Below are 17,490 nucleotides of genomic sequence, written 5' to 3'. Positions count from 1 at the left end.
CACTAAGGTGAACGGGTGGCCGAAGGATTCGTCAGAGACGCGCAGCCGACCGACACCGACGCGATCGGTCGCATCCAGTCGGCGACCTGGCGCCAGGCGTACGCCCGTCAGCTGCCGGCCGACGCCCTGGAGGCGATGACCCCGCAAGCGGCGTCCGAGGCCTGGCGGGACGCCGTCACCAGCCCTCCCGGCGCCGGGCACCGGGTGCTGATCGCGCTCGAGGCGTCCCGCACCGACACCACGGTCGTCGGGTTCGTCGCGCTCGCCCCGGCGGCCACCGACGAGGCCGAGGCGGAGGACGCCGTGGAGATCGTGTCGCTGCTCGTCGAGCCGCGGTGGGGACGGCGCGGCCACGGGGCGCGGCTGCTGTCGGCCGCGGTCGACACGGCCCGGGCGGCGTCCGCGGGCCGGATGATCTGCTGGGTGCTCGGCGGCGACAAGGCGACCGAGGACTTCCTGCGCTCGGCCGGCTGGGAGCGAGACGGCTGGCGCCGTACCCTCGACGCCGGCGACCGGGAGATTCCCCAGTACCGCATGCACACCGACATCAGCCATCTGGCGCGTGAGGCGGGGACCGATGCCTGACAAGCACCTGCGCACCGACTGGTTCCTCCGCACGGTCGCGGTGGGGCCGGCCTTCCGGGCGCTGTCGCGGATGCGCGTCGAGGGCCGCGAGAACGTGCCGCGGGAGGGCGCGGTCATCGTCGCGGCGAACCACCTGTCCTCGATGGACGCCGTGATCGTGCCGCTGGCGATGGACCGCCCCACCACGTTCCTGGCCAAGGCCGAGTACTTCACCGGCGAGGGCCTCAAGGGCCGGCTCACGGCCGGCTTCATGGAGCGGCTCGGCACGATCCCGGTGGATCGCGCGAAGGGGCGTGCGGCGCTGCTGTCGCTGGACGCCGCCCAGCAGGCGCTGGAGGACGGCCGCGCGTTCGCGATGCACCCGGAGGGCACGAGGTCGCCGGACGGCCGCCTGTACCGGGGCCGCACCGGCGTGGCGCGGCTGTCGCTGGTCACCGGGGCGCCGGTGCTGCCCTGCGGCATCGTCGGCTCGGACCGGCTGCTGGCTCCGGGCTCCCGGCTGCCGCGGCCGGCGAAGGTCGTCGTCACCTTCGGTCCTCTGCTGCGTCCCGGACAGTACCGCTCGGGACCGATGGCGGTCCGCAGCCGCGACATGACGATCGACATCATGACCGCGATCCAGCGGCTCACCGGCCAGGAGTACGTCGACCGGTTCTCCCCCGGCCCGCACGGAACGACGGGATGAGGCGCAGGTCACTGGTCCGCTGAGCGGCCGCGCGCGTCCCTCCTAAGGGCGCGCGGGAATGCGCCCGACGAACAAGCCCCGACGAGAGGATCCCCCGTGACCGTCCGCCTGATCTCCAGCCCCTTCGTGCGCGCCGCCGCCGGCAGCGCAGTCGCGCTGACCGGCTGTGGCGCGGGCGACTCCGACGGCGGTGCCGAGAGCAGCGCCGCGGCGCAGCCGGCCGACACGACGTCCGGAGGCTCGCAGACCTCGGCCGCGTCGTCCGGCGCCGCCACGTTCGACAAGACCGCCGCCAACGGCGCGCTGCTGAGCGGGGCCGAGCTGCCCGGCTACACCGCCCTCCCGCAGGAGCAGATCTCCGCGGCGCTGCAGCAGGCCTCCGCCGGCGGTCTCGCGGCGATGATGGACCAGGTCCAGGTCGAGCCGGCCGCGTGCAAGAGCGCCGTCACCGACGTGATGTCCTCCAGCACCGCCTACCTCGACAACCCCGACTCGGTCGCCCTCACGATGCTCGCCGGCAGCGACAAGAGCGTGGTGACCGAGATGATCGGCAAGGCGTCCGTCGTCCCGTCGGTCACCGACATGGAGAAGACGTCGGCGAGCTGCTCCTCGATGACCATGACGATCCAGGGCATGCCGGTCAAGATGACCATGACACCGGTGAAGGTCGACCTCGGCGACTCCAGCACCGCCGTCCTCAGCACGATCGACATGAGCGCCGCCGGGCAGCCGTCCCAGACGACGGGGTCGGTCTACATCACCGGCGGCGACAGCACCCTCGTCGCGACGCAGATCGGCGGCGCGATCGACGAGGCGTCCCTGAAGGACCTCGCCGAGAAGGCCTACCAGAAGGCCGAGCCGCTGCTCGGCTAGACCGGCCGGCTACAGGCCCATGTACTGCTCGATGCCGACCGTCAGCCCCGGGCGACCGGCCACCTGGCGGACGCCGAGCAGCACGCCGGGGACGAACGACGTCCGGTCCATCGAGTCGTGGCGGATGGTCAGCACCTCGCCCTGGGTGCCGAAGATGACCTCCTGGTGGGCCACCATGCCGCGCATCCGGACCGAGTGCACCCGCACACCGTCGACGTCCGCGCCGCGGGCGCCGTCGAGCCCGGTCGAGGTGGCGTCCGGCATCGCGCCGAGGCCTGCCTCCCGGCGGGCCTCGGCGATCAGCGCCGCGGTGCGCGCGGCGGTGCCGGACGGCGCGTCGGCCTTGGTGGGGTGATGCAGCTCGACGACCTCGGCCGTCTCGTAGTACTTCGCCGCGAGCCTGGAGAAGTGCATCATCAGCACCGCCCCGATGGCGAAGTTCGGGGCGACGAGCACGCCGACCTGGGGCCGGGCCTCGACCCACCGGCGGACGGTCTGCAGCCGCTCGTCGGTGAAGCCGGTGGTGCCGACCACGCAGTGGATGCCCGCGTCGATGCAGAACTCGAGGGTGCCCATCACCGCGTCGGGATGGGTGAAGTCGACGATCGCCTCGGCCTTCGCCGCCACCAGGTCCTCGAGGGAGTCGTCCTGGTCGATCCGGGCGACCAGGTCGAGGTCGTCGGCCTCCTCGACGCCGATGCAGATCTGCTCGCCGACCTTGCCGGCGGCACCGATCACTCCTACGCGCATGCTGTCCTCTCCTGCCCCTGGGCGGGGTCTACGACATCACGGTATCGAAGCTGCCGCGGCGGAACGGGCCCACGACGGCCAGCGCGGCCGGGCGGCTCAGCACCTCGGCGGCGACGGCCGCGACGTCCTCGGTGGTGACCGAGGCGATCTGCTCCAGCAGCCAGGGCACGTCGCGGTGGTCGCCGAAGACCAGCTCGCTGCGCCCGATCCGGCTCATCCGCGACCCGCTGTCCTCGAAGCCGAGGACGAGGCTGCCGCGCATCTGGCCCTTGGCGCGCTCGATCTCGTCGGCGCTCAGCCCCGACCGCGCGACGGCGCCGAACGTGTCCTGCACCAGCGCGAGCACCTTCTTCGCGTTGCCGGGCGCGGTTCCGGCGTACACCCCGAAGACGCCGTCTCCGGCGAACATCGACGAGAAGGAGTACACCGAGTACGCCAGCGCGCGGCGCTCGCGGATCTCCTGGAAAAGCCGTGAGCTCATGCCGCCGCCCAGCGCGGTCTCCAGCACGCCGAGGGCGAACCGACGCTCGTCGAACCGGTCCAGGCCGGGAACGCCGTACACCAGGTGCGCCTGCTCGCTGCGGCGGTGCACGACGGTCACCGGCGTGCTCGGCCGGGCGATCGGCTGGCGGTCGGCGCGCCGCACCGCACGCGGGAGCGCGTCGCCCAGCACGTCGGCGAACGCCTTGCGGACCCGCTTGACGACGTCGCCGTGCTCCACCTTCCCCGCGACCGCGACGACCATGTTCTCCGGCCGGTAGTGCTTGCGGTAGAGCGAGGCGATCTGCCGCCGGCCGATCGCGCGGATGTTGTCCGGCTCGCCGATGATCGGCCGCCCGATCGGCCGGTTGCCGAACATGCCCTGCGCGAACACGTCGTGGACCAGGTCGCCCGGGTCGTCGTCGCGCATCGCCAGCTCCTCGAGCACGACCTGGCGCTCGATGTCGATGTCCTCGGTGCGCATGGTGGCTCCGAGGACGACGTCGGTGACCACGTCGATCGCCAGCGGCAGGTCGCTGGCCAGGACCGTGGCGTAGTAGCAGGTGTGGTCCTTGGCGGTGAACGCGTTCATCTCGCCGCCGACCGAGTCGATCGCGGACGAGATCTCCATCGCGCTGCGCCGCGCGGTGCCCTTGAACAGCAGGTGCTCCAGGTAATGCGCGGCGCCGGCCTCCCCCGGCGTCTCGTCGACCGAGCCCGCGCCGACCCAGATGCCGAAGGACGCCGACAGCGCCCCGGGGACGTTCTCCGTAACGACGCGCAGCCCGCCGGGAAGGACGGTCCGGCGAACCGAACCGCCTTCCGGCGAGCTGTAGACAGTACGCGTCGACGCGCGACTGGTGCCGGGCAAGAGCCGGTGGCTACTCGGCTGCCGCGGCGGCCGGCTCGGCCGAGGCCTCGTCGTTCTTGACCGGGACGAGGCTGATCTTGCCGCGCTGGTCGATGTCGACGATCTCGACCTGGAGCTTGTCGCCGACGTTGACGACGTCCTCCACCTTGCCGATCCGCTTGCCGTTGCCCAGCTTGGAGATGTGCACCAGGCCGTCGCGGCCCGGCAGCAGCGAGACGAACGCGCCGAAGGCGGCGGTCTTCACGACCGTGCCGAGGAAGCGCTCGCCGACCTTGGGCAGCTGCGGGTTGGCGATCGCGTTGATGCGGTCGATCGCCTCCTGAGCCGACTCGCCGTTGTCGGCACCGACGTAGATCGTGCCGTCGTCCTCGATGGTGATCTTGGCGCCGGTCTCGTCCTGGATCGCGTTGATCATCTGGCCCTTGGGGCCGATGACCGCGCCGATCTTGTCGACCGGGATCTTCAGCGAGGTGACGCGCGGGGCGTACTTGCTCATCTCGTCGGGGCCGTCGATGGCCTCGCCCATCACGTCCAGGATGTGCAGCCGCGCCTCGCGGGCCTGCGACAGCGCGGCGGCGAGCACCTCGGACGGGATCCCGTCCAGCTTAGTGTCGAGCTGGATCGCGGTGACGAACTCGCGGGTGCCGGCGACCTTGAAGTCCATGTCGCCGAAGGCGTCCTCGGCGCCGAGGATGTCGGTCAGCGCGGCGTACGACGCCTTGCCGTCGACGACGTCCGAGATCAGGCCCATGGCGATGCCGGCGACCGGCGCCTTCAGCGGCACACCGGCGTTCAGCAGCGACATCGTGGAGGCGCAGACCGAGCCCATCGAGGTCGAGCCGTTCGAGCTGAGCGCCTCGGAGACCTGACGGATCGCGTACGGGAACTCCTCGCGGTTGGGCAGCACCGGCAGCAGGGCGCGCTCGGCGAGCGCGCCGTGGCCGATCTCGCGGCGCTTGGGCGAGCCCACGCGACCGGTCTCCCCGGTGGAGTACGGCGGGAAGTTGTAGTTGTGCATGTAGCGCTTGGAGGTCTCGGGCGAGAGCGTGTCGAGCTTCTGCTCCATGGCCAGCATGTCGAGGGTGGTGATGCCCAGGATCTGGGTCTCCCCGCGCTCGAACAGCGCCGAGCCGTGCACGCGCGGCACGACGGCGACCTCGGCGGACAGCGACCGGATGTCGGTGAGCCCGCGGCCGTCGATGCGGCGGCCCTCGCTGAGCACCCGCTGACGCACCAGCTTCTTGGTGAGCGCGCGCACCGACGCCGAGATCTCGCCGGAGCGACCTTCGAACTGCTCGGCGAGCTCGGCCTTCGCGCGGTCCTTGATCTCGTCGAGGCGCGCCTCGCGCTCCTGCTTGCCGGCGATGGTGAGCGCCTGCGCGAGGTCAGCCTCGACCTTCGCCGACACGGCGGAGAAGACGTCGTCCTGGTATTCGACGAACACCGGGTACTCGGCGGTCTCCTTGCCGGCGACCGCGGCGAGCTCCTTCTGCGCGCGGCACAGCTCGGCGATGGCCGGCTTGGCGGCCTCGAGGCCTTGCGCGACGACCTCCTCGGTCGGCGCCGTGGCACCGCCCTTGACGAGCTCGATGGTGGCCGCGGTGGCCTCCGCCTCGACCATCATGATGGCGACGTCCGGCTTGCCGTCGGCCTCGACGACGCGGCCGGCGACGACCATGTCGAAGACCGAGCGGGCGGACTGCTCGACGGTCGGGAACGCGACCCACTGCTGGTCGATGAGCGCGACACGCACACCGCCGATCGGACCGGAGAACGGCAGCCCGGCGAGCTGGGTGGACATCGACGCGGCGTTGATGGCGACGACGTCGTACGCCTCGTTCGGGTCGAGCGCCATGACGGTCACGACGACCTGGACCTCGTTGCGCAGGCCCTTGACGAACGTCGGGCGCAGCGGACGGTCGATCAGCCGGCAGGTGAGGATCGCGCCCTCGGACGGGCGGCCCTCGCGGCGGAAGAACGAGCCGGGGATCCGGCCCGCGGCGTACATCCGCTCCTCGACGTCGACGGTCAGCGGGAAGAAGTCGATGAAGTCGCGGGGCTGCTTCTGGGCGGTGGTCGCCGACATGAGCATGGTCTCATCGTCCAGGTAGACGACGGCGGAGCCACCGGCCTGACGGGCCAGGCGGCCGGTCTCGAAGCGGATCTCGCGCTTGCCGAACGAGCCGTTGTCGATCGTGGCGATCGCCTCGCGGGCCTCGTTCTCCTCGAATGGGGTCTCAGACATGTGTCCTCTTTCTGTGTGGCGCGCACGCCAACGCATCGAGAGGCTGCTGGTAAGGGTGGCTGAGCCGGTCTTCGATCGAAGTCAACGGCGGCTGCTCAGGCAGATCCGGTGACCACCACCGAGGGCCAGCGTCAGCGAGCAGGCTCATCGCCGGCGCGAGCGCAGGGTGTGCCGTGAGCGTATCCCACGGCGCGTTATTCAGGTGTGTCCGCGAAGGCAGCGACCTTCTCGGAACCGAAGAGGGAGTGATCCGGCGGACCACTCCCTCGATCGACGACTAGCGGCGCAGGCCGAGCTTCGCCAGCAGCGCGCGGTACGCGTCGAGGTCGCTCTTGGCCAGGTAGTTCAGCAGGCGACGGCGCCGGCCGACCATGAGCAGCAGGCCACGACGGCTGTGGTGGTCGTGCTTGTGGGTCTTGAGGTGCTCGGTCAGCGACTTGATGCGATCAGTCAGCATCGCGATCTGCACCTGAGGCGAACCGGTGTCGGACTCGCTGGTCTTGTTGTCGTTGATGATCTCGGACTTCTTCTCGCTCGACAGAGCCATGTTCTCTCCTCGGTAGATCGCGCGCGCCCCCCGGTCTTACCCACGGGAGAATGTGACAGTCACGCGTGGCCGCTGATGGGCCGTCGACCAGCATATCAGCGTGCACGCGGCAGCAGGCCGCGGAGGCCGCCCGGAACCGGTGACGGTCCCCACGGGCTCAGCCGGCGGCGTCGAGGATCCGCCGTGTCGCGGCGACGTCGTCGGCGATCGCCTCCACCAGCGCCTCGGAGGAGTCGAAGCGCTGCATCGTCCGGATCCGGTCGATGAAGTCGATCTGCACCTGCTCGCCGTACAGGTCGCCCTCGAAGTCCAGCAGGAACGACTCGACCCGCCGTTCGGTCCCGGAGTAGGTGGGGTTGGTGCCCACGGAGATGGCCGCGGCCCGCGGCTGGTCGCGCACCGTCATCCACCCGGCGTACACGCCGTCCGCCGGGATCGCGGAGTACATCGGGGGGCGCAGGTTCGCGGTCGGGTAGCCGAGCCCGCGGCCGCGCATGTCGCCGCGGACGACGAGGCCCTCGATGCGGTGCGGCCGCCCGAGCGCCGCCGCCGCCTTGCGCATGTCGCCGGCGTCGACGCAGGACCGGATGTAGGTCGAGGAGATCTCGTGGCTGCCCTCGTTGACCAGCCCGAGCGACTCGACCTCGAAGCCGAACGTCCGGCCGAGCTCGGTCAGCGTCTCGACCGTGCCGGCGGCCTTGTGGCCGAAGGTGAAGTTGTCGCCGACGATGATCTGCTCGGGATGCAGGTGCGCCACCACGACCTCGTGCACGAACTCCCGGGGGCTGAGCTTCGCGAAGGACTGGGTGAACGGCACGACGCAGAGCGCGTCGACGCCGCACTGCTCGATGAGCTCGGCCTTGCGCCGCAGCGGCGTAAGGATCGGCGGGTGCGAGCCGGGCTTGAGCACCTCCCGCGGATGCGGGTCGAAGGTCATCACCAGCGAGGGCAGCCCGGCCTCCTGGGCCCGCCGCACGGTCTCGGCGATGAGCGCCTGATGGCCCAGGTGGACGCCGTCGTACTGCCCGATGGACATCACGCAACGGCCCCAGTCGGCAGGTGCGTTGTCGGCTCGTCTCCAGCGCAGCATCGCGGTTATCCGATCGTGTGGATCCAGTGGTGGGTGTCCTCGATGGTGCCGTGCTGGACGCCGAGCAGGTGCTCGCGCAGCCGCATGGTGACCGGCCCCGGCTCGGACCCGACCTCGAAGTCGCCGGTGCGGGCCTTGCAGGTGTACACCGGCGTGATGACCGCGGCGGTGCCGCAGGCGAACGTCTCGGTGATCGCTCCGCTCGCGACGTCGGCGCGCCACTGCTCCAGCGAGATGCGCCGTTCGCTCGCGGCGATGCCGAGGTCGCCGGCCGCCTCGATGAGCGAGCGGCGGGTGATGCCCGGCAGCAGCGACCCGCTCAGGTCCGGCGTCACGATCTCGACCGCGTCGGGGTCGGCGCCGTACACGAAGAACAGGTTCATGCCACCCATCTCCTCGACGTACTTGCGCTCGACGCCGTCCAGCCAGACCACCTGGTCGCAGCCCTCGTCGGCGGCCTGCGCCTGGGCGAGCAGCGAGGCGGCGTAGTTGCCGCCGCACTTGGCCTCCCCGGTGCCGCCGGGGACGGCCCGCACGTAGTCCTCGCTGGCGTACACGCTGACGCCCTTGACGGTCCCGCCGAAGTAGCCGGCCGCCGGGGACGCGATCACGCAGAACACGTACTCCTTGCTCGGGCGCACGCCGAGGAACGGCTCGGTGGCGATCATGAAGGGCCGCAGGTACAGGCTCATCTCGCCGCCGGTCGGGATCCACGCACGGTCGGCGAGGACGAGCGCGTCACAGGCGGCCACGAAGGCCTCGGGCGGCAGCTCCGGCATCGCCAGCCGGCGCGCGCTGGTCACGAAGCGCTCGGCGTTGGCCTCCGGGCGGAACGACGCGATCGTGCCGTCGGAGCGCTGGTAGGCCTTGAGGCCCTCGAAGATCTCCTGCGCGTAGTGCAGGACGGCGGCCGCCGGGTCGAGCGAGAACGGCTGATAGGCCTGCAGGGTGGCGTCGTGCCAGCCGCGGTCGGCCGACCACCGGACGATCACCATGTGGTCGGTGAACTGCTGCCCGAAGCCGGGGTCGGCGAGGATCGCCTCGCGCTCGGCGGCCGGACGGGGGTTGGCGTTGGGTACGACACGCAGCGGGAGCCCGTCAGCGAGCTGGGTGGGCAGGGACGCCGTCGCGGTACTCAAGGGGCAACCTTCCAAGGCGGGTGCGGGCTGGACAACTCACGATCCTAGGTCAGGCGGGGGCGAAGACCACTCGCGGCTTGCCGCTGCCGTCGACCAGCGCGATCGCGTGGCCGTCGGGGTCGAGCGCGCCGACCACGTCGTTCTGCGCGCCCGCCGGGGAGATGCGCCGTCCGAAGCTGAGCTCGCGGGCCTCGTCGGCGGTGAGCGCGCGGGTGCGGAAGGTGCGTCGCACGGCGTCGTCGAGCGGTACGGCGACCGGGTCGTCCAGGTCCGCGATCTGCTCCAGGGTCAGCGCGACCGACTCGTCGACGTCCCCGCTGGCGGTCCGCCGCAGGGCGGTGAGGTGGCCGCCGACGCCGAGCAGCGCACCGACGTCCCGGGCGATCGCCCGGATGTAGGTCCCGGAGCTGCAGTGCACGACGACGTCCACGTCGGCGAGCTCTCCGAGGCTGATTCGATCGATGTCGATGGAGTGCACCGTCACCTCGCGCGGTGCGAGCGCGACCTCCTCGCCCTCGCGCACCAGGTCGTAGGCCCGCCGGCCGGCGACCTTGATCGCGGAGACCGCCGACGGGACCTGCGCGATCCGGCCGACCTGGGTGGCGAAGGCGTCCCGGATCTGCTGCTCGCCCAACCCGGCGGCGCCGTGCCGCTCGACGGTCTCGCCCTCGCGGTCGTCGGTCGTGGTGCTCTCGCCCAGCCGCACGGTCGCGCGGTAGGTCTTGTCGTGCCCCATGAGGTAGCCCAGCAGCTTGGTGGCGCGCTCGACGCCGAGCACCAGGATCCCGGTGGCCATGGGATCCAGCGTGCCGGCGTGCCCGATCTTGCGGGTACCGACGATCTTGCGCATCCGGGCGACGACGTCGTGGGAGGTGATTCCGGCGGGCTTGTCGACGACGATCAGCCCGCTGGTCACGGCACGCGTCATGGTGTCCTCCGCTCGTGGTCGTCGGTGATCGACCGGTACAGCGCGGCCTGCGCCGTGACGTACCCGAGCGCCGCATCGCGCTCGAGCTTCGGCAGGTCGCGGGTCAGGCTCTTCACCCCGGTCGACACGGGGTTCGCCATCGCATAGACCCGCGCCGCCACAGTACGCAGCGCGGTCAGCTCGCGCGCGTAGTGCAGCCGCCCCTGCGCCATCCCCCCGAGGCCGCGGACGACCTGGTTCAGCGCGCGCCGCTCGCAGAGCGAGTAGAACGAGCGCTTGCGTGCGAGCAGCCGCTCCTCGCTCCACGCGATCAGCGCGAGCACGTGGGTCGCGCCGTCGCGGACCGCCCGCATGGCCGGCAGCGGCTCCGACACCGAGCCGTCGATGTACGGCCGGCCGTCGATCTCGATCGCGCCTCCGGCGAACCCGGGAACCGCCGACGTCGCGCGGAACGCCTGCCGCCAGCGCTCCCGCGTGCTCAGCACGCCGAGGTCGACCGGTTGGAGGGTCTCGGCGTCGGTGACCACCACGTGCAGCGGGACCGGGTGCGCGAGCGCGGCGTCCCAGTCGATCGGCTTGCTGTGCGTCAGGATCTCGTCGAGCAGGTGGTCGAGGGACATGACCGGGGAGCGCTTCCACAGCCGCTTGAGGTCGATGAACTCCGGCGACGACATGTCGTCCATGAAGACCTTGCTCGCGGCCGAGCCACGTCGGTGGATCATGGCGGCGGCGATGAACGCCCCCGACGACGAGCCGTAGGCGACGTCGAAGCAGTCGCTGAGGCCGGCTTCCTCGAGCGCCAGCACCATGCCGCCGGTGGAGCCGCCGCGCATCCCGCCGCCGCCGACGACGACGGCCACCTTGTGCCCGTCGTCGTGCTCCCCGGCCCGCGTGCCGGCGTCGCGGCGAGCCAGCAGCACGTCGAGGACGTCGAGGTCCTTGCGGAGCTTCAGTGGTTTGGCCGGCATGCCCCGATTCTGGCAGGTGCGTCTCGCGGTGGGATGTGCCCCGCTAACGTCCGCCCAGCGGGGTACATCCCACCGCATCCGGTGAACCACCGGACGTGCGGACCTATGCTCGAGCCATGACGAACGTCGTTCCGCTCCCCCGCCCCGACCGGCCGTCGGCGCCGGCGCCCGAGCCGCTCTGGCGGGAGGCCGCGGGCGAGGTGCTGCGCGAGGAGCGCCGGGAGCGCGGTCAGCGCATCGTGGACGTCGCTCGACGTGCCGGCATCGCCCCGCAGTACCTCTCCGAGATCGAACGCGGCCGCAAGGACGCCTCCTCCGAGGTGCTGTCGGCCGTCGGGGGCGCGCTGGGACTGCGGATGGCCGACGTCGCGTCGCGGGTCGCCGACCGGCTCTCCGGTCCGGTCTGCCTGGCCGCGTAGGTCAGCCCGCTTCCCGGACGCGGACCACGGCGTCCACGACGCCGTACTCCGCCGCCGCGTCGGCCGACAGGATCAGGTCGCGCTCGGTGTCCTCCCGGATGCGCCTCGCCGTCTTGCCCGTGTGCCGCGCCAGGATCTCCTCGAGCATCGTGCGGACCCGCTCGACCTCCTCCGCCTCGAGGATCAGGTCGGGGATCGCTCCCCTGCCCTCCGCGGCCGGGGCGTGGATCACCACACGCCCGTGCGGCAGGATCGCGCGGCGGCCCTGCTCGCCACCGGACAGCAGGACGGCGGCCGTCGACGCGGCCTGCCCGACGCAGGTCGTGTGCACCTCTGGGCGGATGTACTGCATGGCATCGTAGATTGCCAGCATCGCTGGGATCGAGCCGCCGGGCGAGTTGATGTAGAGGTCGACGGGCTGCTCCGGGCTCTCGGACTCGAGGTGGATCAGCTGCGCGATGATCGCGTTCGCCACGCCGTCGTCGATCGCCGTCCCGAGGTAGACGATCCGGTCGGACAGCAGCCGGCTGTAGATGTCGACGGTGCGCTCGCCACCGCTGGTGCGCGTGGTCACGTACGGGATCGCGTAGCTGCTCACGAGCGGGCGCCCCATCCCACCGGGTGCCGCCGGATCGGCAGCACGTCGTCGATGTCACCGACGACGTGGTCGACGAAACCGTAGGCCTTCGCCTCCTGCGCGGTGAACCACCGATCGCGCCGGGAGTCGCGCTCGATGGTGGCGACGTCCTGGCCGGTGTCCTCGGCGACCAGGCTCAGCACGACGTCACGAGTGCTGCGCAGATCACCCGCCTGGATCGCGATGTCCATCGCCGTCCCGCCGATGCCGGCGGATCCCTGGTGCAGCAGCACCTTGGCGTGCGGCATCGCGAAACGCTTGCCGCGGGTGCCCGAGCTCAGCAGGAACTGCCCGGCGCTGTAGGCCATACCGATGTTGACCGTGACGACGTCGTTCGGGATGGCGCGCATGCAGTCGCGGATCGCCAGCATGCCGGGGACCGAGCCGCCCGGAGAGCTGATCAGCAGCCGGATGTCGGCGTCCGAGTCGTCGAGCGCGAGCAGCAGCAGACCATGGCAGATGCGGTTGCTGTTCCAGTCCTCGAGCGGCTCGCCGAGCACGAGCGTCCGCCTCTCGAACAGGGATCGGTAGAGCACGTCGTCGAGCGCCGCTCCCGGGCGCCGGGTGTCGTCAGTCATGGGGCCACTGTCCGCCCGGCGGGGTGGCGCCGGCTCGCCGTGCTGCCGTGGGCAGCGCTGCCCACAGCAGCGTGGCGCGCAGCCCCCGGGTGCGGTGCCCGCGGTCGGTGGGGCCGTGTGGAGTACGGGCCGCCGCGTGGGTGACGGCCCCCGGCGGTCCGGCACCGGCGCACTACCCTGGGGGCATGCCTTCGCAGATCCCCACGCCGTACGAAGACCTGCTGCGCCTCGTGCTCGAGACCGGTACGCCCAAGGCGGACCGCACGGGGACCGGCACCCGGTCGATCTTCGGTCACCAGCTGCGGTACGACCTGCAGGCCGGCTTCCCGCTGCTGACCACCAAGAAGGTGCACTTCCGGTCCGTCGCCCTCGAGCTGCTGTGGTTCCTGCGCGGCGACTCGAACGTCCGGTGGCTGCAGGAGCGCGGGGTGAGCATCTGGGACGAGTGGGCCGACGAGAACGGCGACCTCGGCCCGGTGTACGGCGTCCAATGGCGCGCGTGGCCGACGCCCGACGGCGGGCACATCGACCAGATCGAGCGGCTCGTCGAGCAGCTGCGCGCCAACCCGGACTCGCGCCGGCACGTCGTCACCGCCTGGAACCCGGCGGAGGTCGACCAGATGGCCCTGCCGCCGTGCCACGCGCTGTTCCAGTTCTACGTGGCCGACGGCCGGCTGTCCTGCCAGCTGTACCAGCGCTCGGCCGACCTGTTCCTCGGCGTCCCGTTCAACATCGCGTCGTACGCGCTGCTGACCCACATGCTCGCGCAGCAGGCCGACCTCGAGGTGGGCGACTTCGTGTGGACCGGCGGCGACTGCCACATCTACGACAACCACGTCGAGCAGGTGCGGCGGCAGCTGGCGCGCGAGCCGCGGCCGTACCCGACGCTGAGGCTGCGCAAGGCGGCGTCGATCTTCGACTACGAGTACGACGACATCGAGATCGTCGGCTACGACCCGCACCCCGGCATCGCGGCGCCGGTGGCCGTATGAGGCTCGGGCTGATCTGGGCGCAGGCGCACGACCGGGTGATCGGGCGCGACAACGGCATCCCGTGGCGGATCCCGGAGGACCTGCGGCACTTCCGCGAGGTCACCGGTGCGGCGCGGGTGGTCATGGGACGACGGACGTGGGAGTCGCTGCCGGAGCGGTTCCGCCCGCTGCCGGGCCGCGAGAACGTGGTGATCACCAGCGACCGCGCGTACGCCGCGCCCGGCGCTCGGGTGTGCGCCTCGCTGCCGGAGGCGCTGGACGGGTCCGAGGAGACGTGGGTGATCGGCGGGGCGCGGGTCTACGCGGAGGCACTCGCCGCCGCCGACGTCCTCGAGGTCACCGAGGTCGACCTCCAGGTGGACGGCGACACCCGGGCGCCGGTGATCGGCGCCGAGTGGCTGCTGACCGAGTCGGCCCCCGCCGACGGCTGGCTCGAGTCGAGCAACGACGGCCTGCGCTACCGCTTCCTGACCTACCGCCGGGCGTGAATCCCCGCCGCGGGCTCGACGACGAAGCGGGCTTCGGAGGCAAGAGCGGGGAATTTTCCCCGCTCTCGACGACGAAGCCCGCTTCGGGTTGCGAGCAGGTGCGGCGCGCGGCTACGCGGCCGGCCGGCCCGGGGTGATCAGGCGTTGGGGCCGACGACCAGCTTCGTGTAGCTGGGGTTGAGCTCGGTGACGTCGGCGGTGATCTGGACGTCGACGTCGTCCGACCAGTGGCCGCTGTCGCGGATCGTCTCGCAGACCAGCCGGGCGATGGCGGCCTTCACGTCGTCCGAGCGTCCGGGGAGCACCTCGATCGCGGCGTCCACGAAGCCGCGGCCCTTCGGCGCCGTGCCCACCTGGAAGACGTCCGCGCGGTAGGCCCGGGCCTTGATGGTCTCCTCCTTGAACTCCCCCGAGTCGACCATCGCCCGCGCGACCTGCTCCAGCGCGCGCCCGGCGTCGAACCCCGGCAGGTTCGAGGAGTAGTTGATCCGAAGGTGTGGCATGGCCCCTCCCTGAGTCGTCGTCGTATGAGCCTATTCAACCGGTCAACGGGCGGCAAAGCCGAAGCCGCGGGCGGCTCGACGCGGCCGCCGGCGGGCACCGGCGCTGGGCTTCCCGGAGAACGTCGCCCGTGACGAGCGTTGGGCGTTCGGGGTGGACAGCGAGCCTCCTGGGCGACGATTTCCGGAGCCGGGCCGCGACCGCCCGGGACGGTGGCGTCGGACGCCGCGCGGCCTAGCGTCCGGGGCATCCGTCGCGCTGCTCAGGCGACGCGCGCGGACATCCACCGGTCGCCGCGCACCCGCCGGCCGCCCAGCGCCAGCCGCACGACCAGGGCCGCCGCCAGCCCCAGCCAGATGCCGCCGATCCCCCAGCCGGCGAGATAGGCGACGACACTGATCGGCGCGAACACCAGCGCGTGCGCGACGATCGTGATCGTGCGCAGCACCGCCACGTCGTTGGCGCCCATCAGCACCCCGTCGAGCGCGAACAGCACGCCGGAGACGACCTGCATCCCGGCCAGCCACCACCACATCACCTCCGCCTGGGCGAGGACTGCGGCGTCGGAGGTGAACAGCCGCGGCGCCCACGGGCGCACCGCCAGCAGGACCAGCGCCAGGCCGGCACCGGCGGCGAACCCGACCCGCGCACACAGCGCGGCGGTCCGGCGCGCCGCCGCGGCGTCCTCCCGCCCGAGCGCCTCCCCCACCAGCGACTGCGCGGCGATGGCCACCGCGTCCAGCGCGAGCGCGGTCAGCATGTACAGCTGCAGGCCGATCTGATGGGCACCGAGCACCTCCGGCCCGAGCCGCGAGCACAGCGCCGCGGCGAGGATGAACGAGCCCTGCAGCGCCAGGGTGCGGATCACCAGGTCGCGGCCGGTCGACAGCTGGCCGCGCATGACGGCCCGGTCGCCGCGCAGCCGGCCGCCCTCGCGCAGCAGCGCCCGCAGGAACAGCCCGCCGGTCACCCACTGCGCGATCACGTTCGCCACCGCCGAGCCGGCCAGCCCCCAGCCGAGCCCGTACACGAGCACCGGCAGCAGCACGGCGCACAGCCCGAACCCGATGACGACGTAGGCCGTCGGCTCCCGGGTGCGCTGGATGCCGCGCATCCAGCCGTTGCCCGCGAGCGACAGCAGGATCCCGGGCGCGCCCAGGATCGCGATCCGCATCCACTCCACGGCGCCGGCCAGCGCCGGCGAGCCGGTGCCGCCGATGACCGCGGCGACGGGCCACGCCAGCAGCTCGACCAGCGCCACGATCACCGCGCCGATCGCGAGGGCCAGCACGGTGGCGTTGGCGCCCTCGCGCACCGCACCGGCGCGGTCCCCCGCGCCGTACCGCCGCGCCGCGCGCGCCGTCGTCCCGTACGCCAGGAAGTTCAGCTGGCCCGAGACCTGGGCCAGGACGGTGCCGCCGATCGCCATCGAGGCCAGCGGCAGCGCACCGAGGTGGCCGACCACGGCGGTGTCGACGAGCACGTACAGCGGCTCGGCAGCGAGCACCACCAGCGCGGGCAGCGCGAGGCCCACGACCCGCCGCACGTCGGTCCCGCCGGCTGGTCGCATCCGCCCAGTCTGGCACCGCCGCGAGCGCAACGGCACGCCGGGCCGTACCGCCTCCGCAGGTCGATGCCGGTTTCGGCGGGCGCCCACCGCGATCGCCGTTCCGCGGTGGATCAGTGCACGGTAGTCGGCGCGCAGCGGGCACTACTCCACCGCAGAACGGGCGGGCAGCGTGCGGGTGCCTTCGCGGGGGCCGCGACGTACCGTAGAGCGCATGACCGCTTCGGACCGCGCCGGCCTGTGGCTGCCGACCGCCCGCCGGGACGACGACTACGTCGGCCCGTACCGGATCGTCCGCGAGGCCGGCTCCGGCGGGATGGGCGTGGTGTACCTGGCGGTGGACGCCGACGAGCGGCCGGTCGCCCTGAAGGTGCTGCGTGAGCACATCGCGGACGACCCGCAGGCCCGGGCCCGGCTGCGGCGCGAGCTGGAGCTCATGCGGCGGGTGCGCGACCGCAACATCGCCGACGTGATCGACGCCGACCTCGAGGCGGCTCGCCCGTACATCGTGACCGAGTTCGTCGACGGCCCGCAGCTCGACGACTACGTGGCGGACGTCGGGCCTCTCGGGCGCGAGGGGCTGGTCACGCTGGGGCGCGGGCTGATCAGCGCGTTGCGCGCCATCCACGCCGTCGGCGTGGTGCACCGCGACCTCAAGCCCGGGAACGTCCTGCTCGAGGGGTACCGCCCCGTGGTGATCGACTTCGGCATCGCGCGGCTCGCCGACGACGTCCGACTCACGATGACCGGGTTGTTCATCGGGACGCCGGGATACGTGGCGCCGGAGGTCGTGTACGGCGACCAGGCCACGCCGGCGACCGACTGGTGGGCGTGGGCGGCGGTCCTCGGATACGCCGCGACCGGCACCGCGCCGTCCGGGAGGGGTCCGATCGAGGTGGTCCTCGACCGGATCCGCCGCGGCGAGCTGCGCCTGGACGGTGTGGACGGCGACCTGCGGCCGCTGCTCGAGGACTGCCTCGCGGTGCGCCCGGCCGACCGCCCGAGCGCGGCGCAGATCAGGGACCGGTTCCAGCGGTACGCCGGTGGCGGATCGACGGCCACCGCGCGCCGTCCCCCGGCCCCTCGCGGCGCCGTCCCATCGCGCCCGGCGCCGGTCCCCCTCTCCGCGCCCGCGCCGCCCCCTGGG

Annotated in this window: 19 protein-coding genes; 7 read left to right on the top strand and 12 right to left on the bottom strand. The window is 72.2% G+C overall.

Translation table 11 applies throughout. The features are described 5' to 3' along the window. Positions 1 to 15: 15 nt before the first annotated feature. The 3 genes from F8A92_RS09300 to F8A92_RS09290 all read left to right on the top strand — a co-directional run bounded on the left by F8A92_RS09300 (position 16) and on the right by F8A92_RS09290 (position 2,143). Entirely contained in the window at positions 16 to 585 is a 570-nt protein-coding gene (locus F8A92_RS09300; RefSeq protein ID WP_153504886.1) for a GNAT family N-acetyltransferase, read from the top strand. Further along, entirely contained in the window at positions 578 to 1,270 is a 693-nt protein-coding gene (locus F8A92_RS09295; RefSeq protein WP_153504885.1) for a lysophospholipid acyltransferase family protein, read from the top strand. Before F8A92_RS09300 ends, F8A92_RS09295 begins: the two co-directional genes overlap by 8 nt. A 96-nt stretch (positions 1,271 to 1,366) precedes the next feature. Next, positions 1,367 to 2,143, top strand: a complete 777-nt coding sequence (locus tag F8A92_RS09290; RefSeq protein WP_153504884.1) for a hypothetical protein — start codon at positions 1,367 to 1,369, stop codon at positions 2,141 to 2,143. A 9-nt stretch (positions 2,144 to 2,152) separates the two neighbouring features. Here F8A92_RS09290 and dapB read toward each other — a convergent pair whose 3' ends face one another. The 8 genes from dapB to F8A92_RS09250 form a co-directional block, all read right to left on the bottom strand. Next, complete coding sequence (gene dapB / locus F8A92_RS09285) at positions 2,153 to 2,893, bottom strand: 4-hydroxy-tetrahydrodipicolinate reductase (RefSeq protein ID WP_153504883.1); 741 nt, start codon at positions 2,891 to 2,893, stop codon at positions 2,153 to 2,155. A 28-nt stretch (positions 2,894 to 2,921) separates the two neighbouring features. After that, the gene (locus tag F8A92_RS09280; RefSeq protein WP_153504882.1) at positions 2,922 to 4,244 is read right to left on the bottom strand and encodes a M16 family metallopeptidase; all 1,323 of its coding nucleotides are present in this window, start codon (positions 4,242 to 4,244) and stop codon (positions 2,922 to 2,924) included. 10 nt (positions 4,245 to 4,254) lie between these two features. Continuing rightward, positions 4,255 to 6,489 (bottom strand): polyribonucleotide nucleotidyltransferase, encoded by a 2,235-nt coding sequence (locus F8A92_RS09275; RefSeq protein ID WP_153504881.1) that lies wholly within the window; start codon positions 6,487 to 6,489, stop codon positions 4,255 to 4,257. A gap of 277 nt (positions 6,490 to 6,766) precedes the next feature. After that, a complete protein-coding gene (gene rpsO / locus F8A92_RS09270) occupies positions 6,767 to 7,036 on the bottom strand; it encodes a 30S ribosomal protein S15 (protein WP_153504880.1) in 270 nt (89 codons plus the stop codon). A 157-nt stretch (positions 7,037 to 7,193) separates the two neighbouring features. Continuing rightward, positions 7,194 to 8,126, bottom strand: a complete 933-nt coding sequence (locus tag F8A92_RS09265; protein WP_153504879.1) for a bifunctional riboflavin kinase/FAD synthetase — start codon at positions 8,124 to 8,126, stop codon at positions 7,194 to 7,196. A gap of 5 nt (positions 8,127 to 8,131) precedes the next feature. Continuing rightward, on the bottom strand, positions 8,132 to 9,265 hold the full coding sequence (locus F8A92_RS09260) for a branched-chain amino acid aminotransferase (protein WP_228389320.1): 1,134 nt from the start codon (positions 9,263 to 9,265) through the stop codon (positions 8,132 to 8,134). Between the two features lie 49 nt (positions 9,266 to 9,314). Next, entirely contained in the window at positions 9,315 to 10,193 is an 879-nt protein-coding gene (gene truB, locus F8A92_RS09255) for a tRNA pseudouridine(55) synthase TruB (RefSeq protein WP_153504878.1), read from the bottom strand. Beyond that, positions 10,190 to 11,161: a patatin-like phospholipase family protein gene (locus F8A92_RS09250; RefSeq protein ID WP_194291425.1), complete on the bottom strand. Its 972-nt coding sequence runs from the start codon at positions 11,159 to 11,161 to the stop codon at positions 10,190 to 10,192. Before F8A92_RS09250 ends, truB begins: the two co-directional genes overlap by 4 nt. 116 nt (positions 11,162 to 11,277) lie before the next feature. Here F8A92_RS09250 and F8A92_RS09245 point away from each other — a divergent pair, with 116 nt between their 5' ends. Then, entirely contained in the window at positions 11,278 to 11,580 is a 303-nt protein-coding gene (locus F8A92_RS09245; RefSeq protein WP_153504876.1) for a helix-turn-helix domain-containing protein, read from the top strand. Position 11,581: 1 nt separating this feature from the next. Here the strand turns inward: F8A92_RS09245 and F8A92_RS09240 are convergent, their stop codons facing one another. Together F8A92_RS09240 and F8A92_RS09235 are read right to left on the bottom strand one after the other, a co-directional pair. After that, positions 11,582 to 12,178 (bottom strand): ClpP family protease, encoded by a 597-nt coding sequence (locus F8A92_RS09240; protein ID WP_153504875.1) that lies wholly within the window; start codon positions 12,176 to 12,178, stop codon positions 11,582 to 11,584. Continuing rightward, positions 12,175 to 12,795, bottom strand: a complete 621-nt coding sequence (locus F8A92_RS09235) for a ClpP family protease (protein WP_153504874.1) — start codon at positions 12,793 to 12,795, stop codon at positions 12,175 to 12,177. Before F8A92_RS09235 ends, F8A92_RS09240 begins: the two co-directional genes overlap by 4 nt. 185 nt (positions 12,796 to 12,980) lie before the next feature. Here F8A92_RS09235 and F8A92_RS09230 point away from each other — a divergent pair, with 185 nt between their 5' ends. Beyond that, positions 12,981 to 13,787 carry a thymidylate synthase gene (locus F8A92_RS09230; protein ID WP_153504873.1) on the top strand — a complete coding sequence of 269 codons (807 nt, stop codon included), beginning with the start codon at positions 12,981 to 12,983 and terminating at the stop codon, positions 13,785 to 13,787. After that, positions 13,784 to 14,275, top strand: coding sequence for a dihydrofolate reductase (locus F8A92_RS09225; RefSeq protein WP_153504872.1), 492 nt, complete (start codon positions 13,784 to 13,786; stop codon positions 14,273 to 14,275). Before F8A92_RS09230 ends, F8A92_RS09225 begins: the two co-directional genes overlap by 4 nt. Before the next feature lie 137 nt (positions 14,276 to 14,412). Here F8A92_RS09225 and F8A92_RS09220 read toward each other — a convergent pair whose 3' ends face one another. Together F8A92_RS09220 and F8A92_RS09215 are read right to left on the bottom strand one after the other, a co-directional pair. Continuing rightward, the gene (locus F8A92_RS09220) at positions 14,413 to 14,778 is read right to left on the bottom strand and encodes a 5-carboxymethyl-2-hydroxymuconate Delta-isomerase (RefSeq protein ID WP_153504871.1); all 366 of its coding nucleotides are present in this window, start codon (positions 14,776 to 14,778) and stop codon (positions 14,413 to 14,415) included. Positions 14,779 to 15,038: 260 nt separating this feature from the next. Beyond that, positions 15,039 to 16,346, bottom strand: a complete 1,308-nt coding sequence (locus tag F8A92_RS09215; RefSeq protein WP_153504870.1) for an MATE family efflux transporter — start codon at positions 16,344 to 16,346, stop codon at positions 15,039 to 15,041. 211 nt (positions 16,347 to 16,557) lie between these two features. Between F8A92_RS09215 and F8A92_RS09210 the strand changes: the two genes are divergently transcribed. Next, the coding region (locus F8A92_RS09210; RefSeq protein WP_153504869.1) for a serine/threonine-protein kinase at positions 16,558 to 17,490 on the top strand (933 nt) is incomplete at its 3' end.

The sequence above is a fragment of the Cumulibacter manganitolerans genome (assembly GCF_009602465.1).
Taxonomy (GTDB): Bacteria; Actinomycetota; Actinomycetes; order Mycobacteriales; family Antricoccaceae; genus Cumulibacter; species Cumulibacter manganitolerans.
The sequence above is the reverse complement of the archived record's forward strand: the minus strand, read 5'-3'. Positions and strand labels throughout refer to the sequence as shown.

Bases quoted from the DNA above. Each gene is read 5' to 3' on its own strand.
- F8A92_RS09295 (WP_153504885.1), top strand. From the start codon at position 578: ATGCCTGACAAGCACCTGCGCACCGACTGGTTCCTCCGCACGGTCGCG.
- dapB (WP_153504883.1), bottom strand. From the start codon at position 2,893: ATGCGCGTAGGAGTGATCGGTGCCGCCGGCAAGGTCGGCGAGCAGATC.
- F8A92_RS09275 (WP_153504881.1), bottom strand. From the start codon at position 6,489: ATGTCTGAGACCCCATTCGAGGAGAACGAGGCCCGCGAGGCGATCGCC.
- rpsO (WP_153504880.1), bottom strand. From the start codon at position 7,036: ATGGCTCTGTCGAGCGAGAAGAAGTCCGAGATCATCAACGACAACAAG.
- F8A92_RS09265 (WP_153504879.1), bottom strand. From the start codon at position 8,126: ATGCTGCGCTGGAGACGAGCCGACAACGCACCTGCCGACTGGGGCCGT.
- truB (WP_153504878.1), bottom strand. From the start codon at position 10,193: ATGACGCGTGCCGTGACCAGCGGGCTGATCGTCGTCGACAAGCCCGCC.
- F8A92_RS09250 (WP_194291425.1), bottom strand. From the start codon at position 11,161: ATGCCGGCCAAACCACTGAAGCTCCGCAAGGACCTCGACGTCCTCGAC.
- F8A92_RS09245 (WP_153504876.1), top strand. From the start codon at position 11,278: ATGACGAACGTCGTTCCGCTCCCCCGCCCCGACCGGCCGTCGGCGCCG.
- F8A92_RS09235 (WP_153504874.1), bottom strand. From the start codon at position 12,795: ATGACTGACGACACCCGGCGCCCGGGAGCGGCGCTCGACGACGTGCTC.
- F8A92_RS09230 (WP_153504873.1), top strand. From the start codon at position 12,981: ATGCCTTCGCAGATCCCCACGCCGTACGAAGACCTGCTGCGCCTCGTG.
- F8A92_RS09225 (WP_153504872.1), top strand. From the start codon at position 13,784: ATGAGGCTCGGGCTGATCTGGGCGCAGGCGCACGACCGGGTGATCGGG.
- F8A92_RS09220 (WP_153504871.1), bottom strand. From the start codon at position 14,778: ATGCCACACCTTCGGATCAACTACTCCTCGAACCTGCCGGGGTTCGAC.
- F8A92_RS09215 (WP_153504870.1), bottom strand. From the start codon at position 16,346: ATGCGACCAGCCGGCGGGACCGACGTGCGGCGGGTCGTGGGCCTCGCG.